Here is a 12,032-nt window from a genome sequence, read left to right as displayed (position 1 = left end):
TTCTTCTTATTTCTTGAGGCGGAACTCGGCGGCCTGAGCGTGGGCCTGCAGCCCTTCACCGTAGGCCAGCACAGCCGCTGTCTTGCCCAGGATCTGGGCACCCGCTTCGCTGACCTCGATCAGGCTGGAGCGTTTCTGGAAGTCGTAGACCCCAAGCGGCGACGAGAAACGGGCCGTGCTCGATGTAGGCAGCACGTGGTTGGGGCCGGCGCAGTAGTCGCCCAGCGACTCGCTGGTGTAGGCGCCCAGGAAGATGGCGCCGGCATGCTTGAGCAACGGCTCCCAGCGGTGCGGCTCACGCGAGGACACCTCGAGGTGCTCGGGTGCGATGCGGTTGCTGATCTCGCAGGCTTCTTCCATGTCACGCGTGAGGATCAGCGCACCCCGCCCTTCCAGGGAGGCACGGATGATGTCAGCGCGCGGCATGGTCGGCAGCATGCGGTCGATCTCGGCCTGCACCTGGGCGATATAGGCAGCGTCCGGGCACAGCAGGATGCTCTGGGCCAGCTCGTCGTGCTCGGCCTGGCTGAACAGGTCCATCGCCACCCACTCGGCCGGGGTAGAGCCGTCGGCCAGCACCAGGATCTCGCTCGGACCGGCGATCATGTCGATGCCCACCTGACCGAACACGTGCTTCTTGGCACTGGCCACATAAGCATTGCCCGGGCCGGTGATCTTGTCGACCTTGGGAACGGTTTCGGTGCCATAGGCCAGCGCGGCCACCGCCTGTGCCCCACCGATGGTAAAGGCACGGCTGACACCAGCTACATAGGCGGCAGCCAGCACCAGCTGGTTCTTCTCGCCACGCGGGGTGGGCACCACCATGATGATGTCGGCCACACCCGCGACATGGGCAGGAATGGCGTTCATCAGCACCGACGATGGGTAGGCCGCCTTGCCGCCGGGCACGTAGATGCCCACGCGGTCCAGCGGCGTGACCTTCTGGCCCAGCAGGGTGCCATCTTCATCACGATAGGACCAGCTCAGGCCACAGGCCTGCTTCTGGCGCTCGTGGTAGCTGCGCACGCGACGTGCGGCCGATTCCAGGGCGTTGCGCTGCACTTCAGGCAGGCTTTCGAAGGCCGCTTTCAACTCGTCCGCCCCCAACTCCAGCACCGCCATCGACGCAGCAGGCAGATGGTCGAACCGCTCGGTGTACTCGAGCACCGCGGCGTCGCCACGGGTACGGACATCGGCCAGGATGGCGGCGACACGGTCTTCGATCGCACTGTCGGTCTCCGCAGACCAATGCAGCACCTTCCGGAACGCGGATTCGAAATCGGGCTGGCTGGTGGCAAGGTGGCGGATCTGGACAGTCATGACGTTTCTATCAGGCAGGAATAGCGGATTCGAAGGCTTCGATCATCTGGCGAATGCGCTCGCGCTTGAGCTTGAGCGAGGCCTGGTTGACCACCAGGCGCGAGGAGATCTGCATGATCTCTTCCACTTCGACCAGGTTGTTGGCCTTGAGGGTGTTGCCGGTGGAGACCAGGTCAACAATGGCATCAGCCATGCCGATCAAGGGCGCGAGCTCCATCGAACCATACAGTTTGATGAGGTCGACGTGCACGCCCTTGTTGGCGAAGTGGTCACTGGCGATGCTGGTGTACTTGGTGGCCACACGGATGCGGGCGCCGCGCTTGACGGCACCGGCGTAGTCAAAGCCGCTCGGCACAGCCACGCTCATGCGGCACTTGGCAATCTTCAGGTCGAGCGGCTGGTACAGATTGGCCCCACCGTGTTCGATGAGGGTGTCCTTGCCTGCCACACCAATGTCAGCGCCACCATGCTGCACATAGGTCGGGACATCGGTGGCACGCACCAGCACCACGCGCACATCAGGGCGGTTGGTGCCCAGGATAAGCTTGCGCGACTTTTCCGGGTCTTCGCTCACCTCGATGCCGGCAGCAGCCAGCAGCGGCAGCGTTTCTTCAAAAATGCGGCCCTTGGACAGCGCCAGCGTGATCATGCCTTGACCCTTTCAATGTCGGCGCCGATGGCGCGCAGCTTCACTTCCATGCGGTCATAGCCACGATCCAGGTGGTAGATGCGGTCGACCAGGGTTTCGCCATCGGCCACCAGACCAGCGATGACCAGCCCGGCAGATGCGCGCAAGTCGGTCGCCATGACGCTGGCACCGGACAGGCGCGGCACACCCTTCACCACGGCGGTGTGGCCGTCGACGTTGATCTGGGCGCCCAGGCGCACCAGCTCGTTGACGTGCATGAAGCGGTTTTCAAAGATGGTTTCCGTGATGACGGCCGTGCCATCGGCAATGCAGTCCAAGGCCATGAACTGTGCCTGCATGTCGGTTGGGAAGCCGGGGTGTTCGCGGGTGCGGAAACCCACCGACTTGGGGCGGGTATCGGCCTTGACGCGGATCCAGTCGTCGCCGGTTTCCAGGTTGACACCGGCTTCGCGGAGCTTTTCGATGACGGCCTTGAGGTGCTCGGCATTGGCGCGACGCAAGGTCACATCGCCGCCGGTGGCCGCCACAGCGCACAGGAAGGTGCCGGTTTCGATGCGGTCGGGAATGATGTGGTGCGGCTTGTCAGCAGACAGGCCATGCAACGACTCGACACCCTGAATACGGATACGCGGGGTGCCATGTCCTTCGATGCGAGCGCCCATGGCGATCAGCATCTCGGCCAGATCGCTGATTTCGGGCTCCATGGCGGCATTTTCAAGAACGGTTTCACCTTCGGCCAGGGTGGCGGCCATCATCAGGTTTTCCGTGCCGGTCACCGTCACCATGTCGGTGGTGATGCGGGCCCCCTTGAGACGTTGAGGCTGACCATCAGCGCCCAGCGGGCAGGCGGCTTCGATATAGCCGCGCTCGACCGTGATCTGCGCACCCATGGCCTGCAGGCCCTTGATGTGCTGATCCACGGGCCGTGAACCAATGGCGCAACCACCAGGCAAGGAGACGTGGGCCTTGCCGAAACGGGCGAGCAAGGGGCCCAGCACCAGGATCGAGGCACGCATGGTCTTCACCAGCTCATAGGGCGCCTCCGGGTTGGTCACGCCACCCGCGTCCAGCACCACGCGATCTGGATGATCGGCATCGCGCTGACACACCGTGCCCATATTGGCCAGCAGCTTGAACGTCGTGTTGACGTCCTGCAGTTGCGGCACATTCACCAGGGTCACGGGCTCGGCGCTGAGCAAGGCAGCACAGAGTTCCGGCAGCGCCGCATTCTTGGCGCCGGCAATGGTCACTTCGCCCTGGAGACGACGGCCACCGCGGATCAGGAGTTTGTCCATGAAAAGCACAAAGAGCGCAAGGCCGACCGCCATCGGCCGGCAACTCACGCCTGGGTTGATTCGTAAAGGTTCGATCCGGCCCTGAAGGTGATCAGGGCCCCGACAGCGAGCTTATTGAGCCCACTCCGCCGGGGTCAGCGTCTTCATCGACAGGGCGTGGATCTGGGCCTTCATTCTATCGCCCAGGGCCTGGTACACACGCTGATGTCGTGCAATGCGGCTCTTTCCCTCGAATTCTGCCGACACGATGGTGGCAAAAAAGTGCTGCCCGTCACCCTCGACCTGCAGATGCTCGCACGGCATGCCGTTGGCAATGAATTGCTGGACTTCTTCTGCGGTGGGATCGGCCATGATGTGAAAAGGCGTGAGGGGTGGAAAAAAGGAATCTCAGGAACGGATTTTGTACCCGCTTTTGAGCAGGTGCAGCGCCAGCAGCGAAACCCCGAGTGTCGCAGTCGACACCACAGCCAGGCTGAGCCAGGGGCTGGCATCGCTGGCGCCGAAAAAGCCGCAGCGGAAGCCATCGATCAGGTAGAAAAACGGGTTGAGGTGCGAGACGGCATACCAGGCGCCGGGCAGCGAGTGGACCGAATAGAAAACCCCTGACAGAAAGGTCATGGGCAGGATGATGAAGTTCTGGAACGCGGCCAGCTGATCGAATTTTTCAGCCCAGAGCCCGGCGATCAGGCCCAGCGTGCCCAGCAACACCCCGCCCAGCATGGCAAATACCAGCGCCCACAGGGGCTGGGCCAGGGATGGGAAGGCGAACCAGGCCGTGGCGACCAGCACGCCCAGACCCACGGCCACACCCCGCACCAGTGCGGCGCCCACATAGGCAGCAAACCACGCCCGATGCGACAGCGGCGTCAGCAGCACAAACACCAGGTTGCCGGTGATCTTGCTCTGGATGAGCGACGAGGAGCTGTTGGCAAAGGCGTTCTGCAGCAGACTCATCATCACCAGCCCCGGGATCAGGAAGCGGGTGTAGCCCACGCCTTCAAACACCTGCACCCTGTCTTCAAGCACATGACCAAAGATGAGCAGGTAGAGCACGGACGTCAACACGGGGGCTGCCACCGTCTGGAAACTGACCTTCCAAAAACGCAGGACCTCTTTGGCGAACAGGGGGCGGACGCCTTCCAGGCCCCATTGGCGAGCAAGGCTCATGCGCGCACCTCCGTGGTCTCGTTCTGCATGATGCTCAGGAACACGTCTTCCAGGTCGGCTCGCCCCAACTCCAGGTCTTCCACCCGGCAGTTAGCCTGACGCAAGGTGGCCAGTGCCTGCTCGACCTGGCCAGCATCACCCGCCGGCAATTGCACGATCCGCCCCGTGACACGCGCGGTAGCCGCCAGCGAAGCCGGCAAGGCGTCGTCCGTCTTGAAGCGCAACCAGGTGTGGGCGGTGTGGGACAGCAAGGCCGAGGTGCTGTCCAGCGCCACCAGCTTGCCCTGCTTGAGCATGCCGATGCGGTGGCACAGGGCTTCCGCCTCTTCCAGATAGTGGGTGGTGAGCAACACCGTGTGCCCTTCCTTATTGAGGCGGGCGATGAAATGCCACAGGGTCTGGCGCAGCTCGACGTCGACACCGGCAGTCGGCTCATCCAGCACGATCACACGGGGGCGATGCACCAGGGCCTGCGCCACCAGCACACGGCGCTTCATGCCACCGGAGAGCTGTCGCATATTGGCCTCGGCCTTGTCCGACAAACCCAGGTTTGACAGCAATTCGTCAATCCAGTCGTCGTTGTGCCGCTGCCCGAAGTAGCCGCTCTGGATGCGCAGGGTTTCACGCACCGAAAAGAAGGGGTCGAACACCAACTCCTGGGGCACCACACCCAGCAGACGGCGGGCCTCGCCATAGTCGCGCACGACATCCTTGCCGAACACCGACACCGCACCGGCACTGGCACGACTGAGGCCGGCGAGGATGCTGATGAGCGTGGTCTTGCCAGCCCCATTGGGGCCCAGCAGCCCGAAGAACTCCCCTTCCTCGATGTCGAAACTGACACCCTGAAGGGCATGGACAGTCCGGCCTGCAGAGGCAAAGGACTTGGCAACGTGTTGAAAGGAGACGGCACTCATGGAACCCGCGATTGTAGGGAAGCACCGCAGACAAGGGGCGCGTAGGGCCTTGCGCGAACGGTAAGATTCGCGCCTGCAACGTAAAACACTGTTCCCGAGCCAAGGAAACGAAGATGTCCGACCTGAATACGCGCTTTGAACAAGCTGTGGCTGAATCCAAGCAACTGCCCGCCAAACCTGACAACGAAACCCTGCTGAAGATCTACTCGCTCTTCAAGCAAGGCAGCACTGGCGATGTGCAAGGCGACCGCCCCGGCATGATGGACTTCGTGGGCCGCGCCAAGTACGACGCCTGGGCTGCACTGAAGGGTCAATCGACCGACCAGGCCAAGCAGGCCTACATCGACCTGATCGAGTCGCTCAAGAGCAAGTGAGCGTGCGACGTCGGCACCGTGTCACACCGGGTGCCGACGCCGTGATAAGGGGCTAAGATGATGCGGTCCTCCCTGCGTCGACACGCCGACTCCGCGACATGTCTCACGAGCCCCTGGTATCCCTCCCTGCCCTGCTGTCAGACCTGACAGACCACGCCGAGGCCATCCGTGCCTTCCGTCGTGATCTGCATGCGCACCCCGAACTGAGTTTCGAAGAAGAGCGCACGTCAGACCGCATCGCGCACGCCCTGCGCAGCTGGGGTATCGAGGTGCATACGGGTTTGGGCAAAACCGGGCTGGTGGGCGTCATTCAAGGCCGTCCTGGCAAGCGCTCGATCGGGCTGCGTGCCGACATGGACGCCCTGCCCATCACCGAACGCAACACTTTTCCCCATGCCAGCCGCTTCCATGGCCGCATGCACGCCTGTGGACACGATGGTCATGTGGCCATGCTGCTGGCCGCAGCCCAATACCTGGCTGCTCACCGCGACTTTGATGGCACGGTGAACCTGGTGTTCCAGCCAGCCGAAGAAGGCGGCGGGGGTGCTGCCGCCATGATGCGTGACGGTCTGTTCGATCGCTTCCCGATGGATGCGATCTTCGGCATGCACAACTGGCCGGGCTTGCGGGTCGGTGAACTGGCTGTCAAGCCGGGTCCCTGCTTCGCGTCGAGCAATGAATTCTGCATTGTCGTCAAGGGCAAAGGCGCCCACGCGGCGATGCCGCACCTGGGTGTCGACCCCATTCCTGTGGCCTGCCAGATGGTGCTGGGGTTCCAGACCATCCTGACCCGCAATGTGCGCCCGATCGACACCGGGGTGATTTCGGTCACGATGATCGAGGCAGGTGAAGCCACGAACGTGGTGCCTGACTACGTGACCATACAAGGCACGGTCAGAACCTTCACGCCGGACGTGCTGGACCTGATCGAAGAACGCATGCGCGCCCTGGCCGAACACACCTGTGCGGCCTTTGGGGCCACTTGTGAATTCGAGTTCAACCGCAACTACCCGGCCACGATCAACCACGATGACGAGGCCGCCTTCGTTCGTGACGTGATGACCGAGGTGGCGGGTGCAGACAAGGTGCTGGAATTCGAACCGACCATGGGTGCCGAAGACTTCAGTTTCTACCTGCAGGCCAAGCCGGGCGCCTACTTCGTGATTGGCAATGGAGATGGGCTGCACCGTACCAGCGGGCATGGCTTGGGGCCCTGTACCCTGCACAACCCCAGCTATGACTTCAATGACGAGCTCATCCCGCTAGGGGCCGCGCTGTGGGTCAGGTTGGCGCAGCGCTGGCTGGCTTCGTCCTGACGAGAAGAGGCCGGACCGAACAAACCCGACAAAACCCACACGACATTGAGCGTATCGACAAAAGTCCCGAATCCAGGGACTTTTTGATTTTTATCAAGAAAATCAAGCACCTAGGGCAAACCATCAGGGTGGCACCAGGTTTGCATAAGGCTCCTCAACACGCTTTGCCCGACACCGGGCGACGCAGCCAAAGGAGCCTCCATGACGACCCTGCACGTGTCTCCCAAGCGCCCCGTCTATCTGGACTACGCCGCCACCACCCCGGTGGACCCGCGCGTGGTCAACAAGATGATTCCCTACCTCACGGAGCGCTTTGGCAACCCGGCCAGCCGCTCGCATGCGTATGGCTGGGCTGCCGAGGAGGCTGTCGAGATCGCCCGTGAGCAGGTGGCCCTGCTGATTGGCGCCGACCCACGCGAAATTGTGTGGACCTCTGGCGCGACCGAGAGCAACAACCTCGCCATCAAGGGAGCCGCACAGTTCCTCAAGGGCAAGGGCCGCCACATCGTGACGCTGGCCACCGAACACAAGGCCGTGCTGGACACCGTGCGCGAACTGGAACGCGAAGGCTGGGACGTGACCGTGCTGCCAGTGCTTGACAGCGGCCTGGTGGACCACGACCTGTTCACTGCCGCCCTGCGGCCCGATACGGTGCTGGCGTCGGTCATGTTTGTCAACAACGAAACCGGCGTGATCCAGGACGTCGCTGCGCTGGGCGCCATCTGCCGCAGCAAGGGGGTGCTCTTCCATGTGGACGCGGCCCAGGCCACCGGCAAGGTTGGCATCGACCTGAGCGTGCTGCCGATCGATCTGATGTCGATGTCGGCCCACAAGAGCTATGGCCCCAAGGGCATTGGCGCGCTCTACGTGCGCCGCAAGCCACGCGTGCGCATCGAAGCCCAGATGCATGGTGGCGGTCATGAGCGCGGCATGCGCTCGGGCACCTTGCCCACCCACCAGATCGTCGGCATGGGCGAGGCGTATCACCTGGCTGCCAAGGACATGGGCGTCGAGCTGGAACGCATCCGCAGCCTGCGCGACCGCCTGTGGGTGGGCCTGCAGGGCATCGAGCAAGTTCAGCTCAACGGCGACTTCGAGCGCCGCACACCCAACCACCTCAACGTGAGCTTCAACTATGTTGAAGGCGAGTCGCTGCTGATGGGCATGAAGGACATCGCCGTGTCCTCCGGCTCCGCCTGCACCTCGGCCAGCCTGGAGCCCAGCTACGTGCTGCGCGCCATGGGCCGCAGCGATGAACTGGCACACAGCTCCGTTCGTTTCACGATCGGCCGCTTCACCACGGTCGAAGAGATCGACTTCACGATTGCCCGCGTCACCGAGGTCGTCAACAAGCTGCGCGACATGAGCCCGCTGTGGGACATGGTCAAGGCCGGCATCGACCTCGACAGCATCCAGTGGGCTGCGCACTGAGCGCAGCCATCCGTCTTCAGCCCTCACACAGCCTTCAGGAGCCCCACCATGGCCTACAGCGACAAGGTGATTGACCACTACGAAAACCCCCGCAACGTTGGCTCGTTTTCGGCCGACGAAGAAGGCGTGGCCACCGGCATGGTGGGTGCGCCTGCCTGCGGCGACGTGATGAAACTGCAGATCAAGGTGAACCCGGCCACCGGCGTGATCGAAGACGCCCGCTTCAAGACCTATGGCTGCGGTTCAGCCATCGCATCCAGCTCGCTGGTGACGGAGTGGGTGCGCGGCAAGACGCTGGATGAAGCCCTGGCCATCAAGAACACCCAGATTGCCGAAGAGCTGGCTTTGCCCCCGGTGAAGATCCACTGCTCCATCCTGGCCGAAGACGCCATCAAGGCGGCCGTCGCCGACTACCAGGCCAAGGCCACCCAAGGCGCCACCGCACCGGTGACGCTGCCCGACCAACCCGTCTGCCAACCCAGCTGAGCTGCCGCTCGGTTCTGCCCCACCTAGGAGATCGACATGGACACCGCTGTTGCCACCGCCAACCTCGCTGCCGAAGCACCGCCCTCACCCGTGAACTTCAGCGCCTCTGCTGCCGCCAAGGTGGCCGAGCTGATCGCCGAAGAAGGCAACCCCGCACTGAAGCTGCGCCTGTATGTCACCGGTGGCGGCTGCTCGGGCTTTCAGTACGGCTTCGCCTTCGATGACCAACTCAACGAAGACGACACCCGCGTCGACAAGGACGGCGTGACCCTGGTCATCGACATGATGAGCCTGCAGTACCTGATCGGTGCCGACATCGATTACGAAGATGGCCTGGAAGGCTCGCGCTTCGTGATCCACAACCCCAATGCCCAGACCACCTGTGGTTGCGGCAGCTCCTTCTCGATGTGAGGTGCACCATGGCCATCACCCTCAGTGACACCGCCGCCCGCCATGTTCAGAAGTCGCTGGTCAAGCGCGGCAAGGGCATCGGCCTGCGCCTGGGCGTGAAGACCAGTGGCTGCTCGGGCCTAGCCTACTCCATGGAATTCGCCGACGAAGCCGGCCCGGAGGACATCTCGTTCGAGAGCCACGGCCTGACCCTGCTGGTGGATGCCAAGAGCCTGCCCTTCATCGATGGCACCGAGCTCGACTTCGTGCGCGAAGGCCTCAACGAGGGCTTCAAGTTCAACAACCCGAACTCGAAGGCCGAGTGTGGTTGTGGCGAAAGTTTCGCCGTCTGATCCTGTCTGAAAGGCACCTTATGGCACTGCTGCAGATCGCTGAACCGGGACAAAGCGCCGCCCCTCACCAGCACCGGCTGGCAGCGGGCATCGATCTCGGCACGACCAACTCGCTCATTGCCACGGTGATGAGCGCGCTGCCCAAGGTGCTGGTGGACCACGAAGGCCGCGTGCTGCTGCCATCGGTGGTCCGCTACGGAGAAGACCCCGAGGTGCCGCCCGTGGTCGGGGCCGATGCCCTGGCCGCGCAAGGGGCGGACCACCTGAACACGATTGCCTCGGTCAAGCGCCTGATGGGGCGCACCCTGGCCGATGTGATGAAGGCCGGTGCGCCGTCCTACCGCTTGCTGGATGCCCCCGGCATGGTGTCGATCGAGACCGCCGCCGGCGTCAAGTCGCCCATCGAGGTGTCAGCTGACATCCTGAAGGCGCTCAAGGACCGCGCCGAAGCCTCCCTGGGTGGCGATCTGACCGGGGTGGTCATCACCGTACCTGCCTACTTCGATGATGCCCAGCGCCAGGCCACCAAGGACGCGGCGCGTCTGGCCGGTCTGCATGTGCTGCGTCTGCTCAACGAGCCGACGGCCGCTGCCATCGCCTATGGCCTCGACAAGGGCGCTGAAGGCGTGTTTGCGGTGTATGACCTGGGTGGCGGCACATTCGACATCTCGGTGCTGCGCCTGACGCGGGGCGTCTTCGAAGTGCTATCCACCGGTGGCGATTCAGCCCTGGGGGGCGATGACTTCGACCGTGCCATTGCCCACTGGCTGGCCGAACAGGCCGGCAAGGACTGGGGCAGCCTCAGCGGCATGGAGCAGCAGCATCTGCTGATTTCCGCCCGCGCAGCCAAAGAAGCGTTGTCGAGCTTTGACGCGGTGGATGTACAGGGCTACACCCTCACCGGTGAACTCTTTGCCGAACTGTCGGCCCGACTGATTCAGAAAACCCTCAGTGCCACCCGCCGCGCCTTGAAGGACGCCGACATCGAGGTCGACACCATTGACGGTGTCGTGCTGGTGGGCGGCTCGACCCGCATGCCGGTGGTCCGAGAGGCCGTGGCCAGCTATTTCGGGCGTGAACCCCTGACCGACTTGAACCCGGATGAGGTCGTGGCCTTGGGTGCCGCCATCCAGGCCGATGCGCTGGTAGGCAACCGTGGTGGCGACGGTGAGTGGCTGCTGCTGGATGTCTCTCCGCTGTCACTGGGGCTGGAAACGATGGGAGGCCTGGTCGAGAAGATCATCCCCCGCAACTCCACCCTGCCCGCCTCGCGTGCACAGGACTTCACCACCTTCAAGGACGGGCAGACCGCCATGTCCATCCATGTGGTGCAAGGCGAGCGCGAATCGGTGAACGACTGCCGCTCACTGGCCCGTTTCGAACTGCGTGGCATCCCGCCGATGGTGGCCGGGGCTGCGCGCATCCGCGTGACGTTCCAGATCGATGCCGACGGCTTGCTCTCGGTATCGGCGCGCGAACAGACCACAGGCGTACATGCTGAAGTGCAGGTCAAGCCGTCTTATGGCCTGAATGACGACCAGATCGCCAGCATGTTGCAAGACAGCGTGGCCCGCTCCCAGGCCGACATGCAACTGCGCATGCTGCGCGAAGCCCAGGTGGATGCCCGCCGCCTGCTGGATGCCACCGAGGCCGCCCTGGCCGACGATGGTCATGAGCTGCTTTCACCGGCCGAGCGCCAGCACATCCGCGATGCGATGAACCTGGTTGCCGAGCGGCTGGAAACCGAGGCCGACACCGAGTCGGTGAAGTCGGCGTGCAGCGCGCTCAACATGGTCACCACCAACTTTGCTGCCCGTCGCATGGACGCCAGCATCCGCAAGGCCCTGTCGGGCCGCGTGCTCGAATCCATCACCTGAACACCACCGAGGTTTGCCGATGCCAACGGTCACGGTCCTGCCCCATGCCGAGCTGTGCCCCGAAGGCCAGCAATTTGAAGTTCGCAAGGGCGCGTCCCTGTGCGAGGCCCTGTTGAAAAACGGCGTCGCCATCGAACACGCCTGTGACATGGTGGCCGCCTGTGCCACCTGTCACGTCTATGTGCGTGCCGGTGCGTCCACCGTCGACGAACCGGACGACGAAGAAAACGACGAACTCGACAACGCCTGGGGTCTGGAACCAAGCTCGCGCCTGGCCTGCTGCGTGCATCTGAAGGATGGCGACATCACCATCGAGCTGCCCAAGCACAGCCGCAACCACGCCCGCGAACGCAACTGACACCCATCCAGCCACCAGGCTGGATGTGGGAAACGACACAAACACGACAAGCCCCTCAAAGACCACGCCCAGTGGTGTTGAGGGGCTTGTTGCATTGGC

At 63.4% G+C, this 12,032-nt stretch carries 14 protein-coding genes; 8 read left to right on the top strand and 6 right to left on the bottom strand.

Annotation, left to right across the window (positions count from 1 at the left end):
- Positions 1-6: 6 nt before the first annotated feature.
- The 6 genes from hisD to ACE3PH_RS06335 all read right to left on the bottom strand — a co-directional run bounded on the left by hisD (position 7) and on the right by ACE3PH_RS06335 (position 5,348).
- Positions 7-1,320, bottom strand: a complete 1,314-nt coding sequence (gene hisD / locus ACE3PH_RS06360; protein WP_374317156.1) for a histidinol dehydrogenase — start codon at positions 1,318-1,320, stop codon at positions 7-9.
- A gap of 10 nt (positions 1,321-1,330) precedes the next feature.
- Positions 1,331-1,969, bottom strand: coding sequence for an ATP phosphoribosyltransferase (hisG, locus tag ACE3PH_RS06355; protein WP_374317155.1), 639 nt, complete (start codon positions 1,967-1,969; stop codon positions 1,331-1,333).
- Positions 1,966-3,264 (bottom strand): UDP-N-acetylglucosamine 1-carboxyvinyltransferase, encoded by a 1,299-nt coding sequence (gene murA / locus ACE3PH_RS06350; RefSeq protein ID WP_374317154.1) that lies wholly within the window; start codon positions 3,262-3,264, stop codon positions 1,966-1,968. Before murA ends, hisG begins: the two co-directional genes overlap by 4 nt.
- 111 nt (positions 3,265-3,375) lie before the next feature.
- Complete coding sequence (locus tag ACE3PH_RS06345) at positions 3,376-3,615, bottom strand: BolA family protein (RefSeq protein ID WP_374317153.1); 240 nt, start codon at positions 3,613-3,615, stop codon at positions 3,376-3,378.
- Between the two features lie 36 nt (positions 3,616-3,651).
- Positions 3,652-4,431, bottom strand: a complete 780-nt coding sequence (locus ACE3PH_RS06340) for an ABC transporter permease (protein WP_374317152.1) — start codon at positions 4,429-4,431, stop codon at positions 3,652-3,654.
- Positions 4,428-5,348, bottom strand: a complete 921-nt coding sequence (locus tag ACE3PH_RS06335) for an ABC transporter ATP-binding protein (protein WP_374317151.1) — start codon at positions 5,346-5,348, stop codon at positions 4,428-4,430. The genes ACE3PH_RS06340 and ACE3PH_RS06335 overlap by 4 nt, the downstream gene beginning before the upstream one ends.
- Before the next feature lie 113 nt (positions 5,349-5,461).
- On the opposite strand from ACE3PH_RS06335, the gene ACE3PH_RS06330 reads away from it, so the two are divergent.
- The 8 genes from ACE3PH_RS06330 (at position 5,462) to fdx (ending at position 11,933) form a co-directional block, all read left to right on the top strand.
- Positions 5,462-5,722, top strand: a complete 261-nt coding sequence (locus ACE3PH_RS06330) for an acyl-CoA-binding protein (RefSeq protein WP_374317150.1) — start codon at positions 5,462-5,464, stop codon at positions 5,720-5,722.
- Between the two features lie 98 nt (positions 5,723-5,820).
- A complete protein-coding gene (locus tag ACE3PH_RS06325) occupies positions 5,821-7,038 on the top strand; it encodes a M20 aminoacylase family protein (protein ID WP_374317149.1) in 1,218 nt (405 codons plus the stop codon).
- A 201-nt stretch (positions 7,039-7,239) separates the two neighbouring features.
- Entirely contained in the window at positions 7,240-8,469 is a 1,230-nt protein-coding gene (locus ACE3PH_RS06320; protein ID WP_374317148.1) for an IscS subfamily cysteine desulfurase, read from the top strand.
- A 48-nt stretch (positions 8,470-8,517) separates the two neighbouring features.
- Positions 8,518-8,955 carry a Fe-S cluster assembly scaffold IscU gene (gene iscU / locus ACE3PH_RS06315; protein WP_374317147.1) on the top strand — a complete coding sequence of 146 codons (438 nt, stop codon included), beginning with the start codon at positions 8,518-8,520 and terminating at the stop codon, positions 8,953-8,955.
- A 36-nt stretch (positions 8,956-8,991) separates the two neighbouring features.
- Entirely contained in the window at positions 8,992-9,366 is a 375-nt protein-coding gene (gene erpA / locus ACE3PH_RS06310) for an iron-sulfur cluster insertion protein ErpA (protein ID WP_374317146.1), read from the top strand.
- 8 nt (positions 9,367-9,374) lie between these two features.
- Positions 9,375-9,698 (top strand): iron-sulfur cluster assembly protein IscA, encoded by a 324-nt coding sequence (gene iscA / locus ACE3PH_RS06305; protein ID WP_374317145.1) that lies wholly within the window; start codon positions 9,375-9,377, stop codon positions 9,696-9,698.
- 20 nt (positions 9,699-9,718) lie between these two features.
- Positions 9,719-11,575: a Fe-S protein assembly chaperone HscA gene (gene hscA, locus ACE3PH_RS06300; RefSeq protein WP_374317144.1), complete on the top strand. Its 1,857-nt coding sequence runs from the start codon at positions 9,719-9,721 to the stop codon at positions 11,573-11,575.
- A 19-nt stretch (positions 11,576-11,594) separates the two neighbouring features.
- Positions 11,595-11,933: an ISC system 2Fe-2S type ferredoxin gene (gene fdx / locus ACE3PH_RS06295; protein ID WP_374317143.1), complete on the top strand. Its 339-nt coding sequence runs from the start codon at positions 11,595-11,597 to the stop codon at positions 11,931-11,933.
- Positions 11,934-12,032: the final 99 nt, after the last annotated feature.

Source organism: Aquabacterium sp., assembly GCF_041909175.1.
Classification (GTDB): domain Bacteria; phylum Pseudomonadota; class Gammaproteobacteria; order Burkholderiales; family Burkholderiaceae_C; genus Aquabacterium.
The sequence above is the reverse complement of the archived record's forward strand: the minus strand, read 5'-3'. Positions and strand labels throughout refer to the sequence as shown.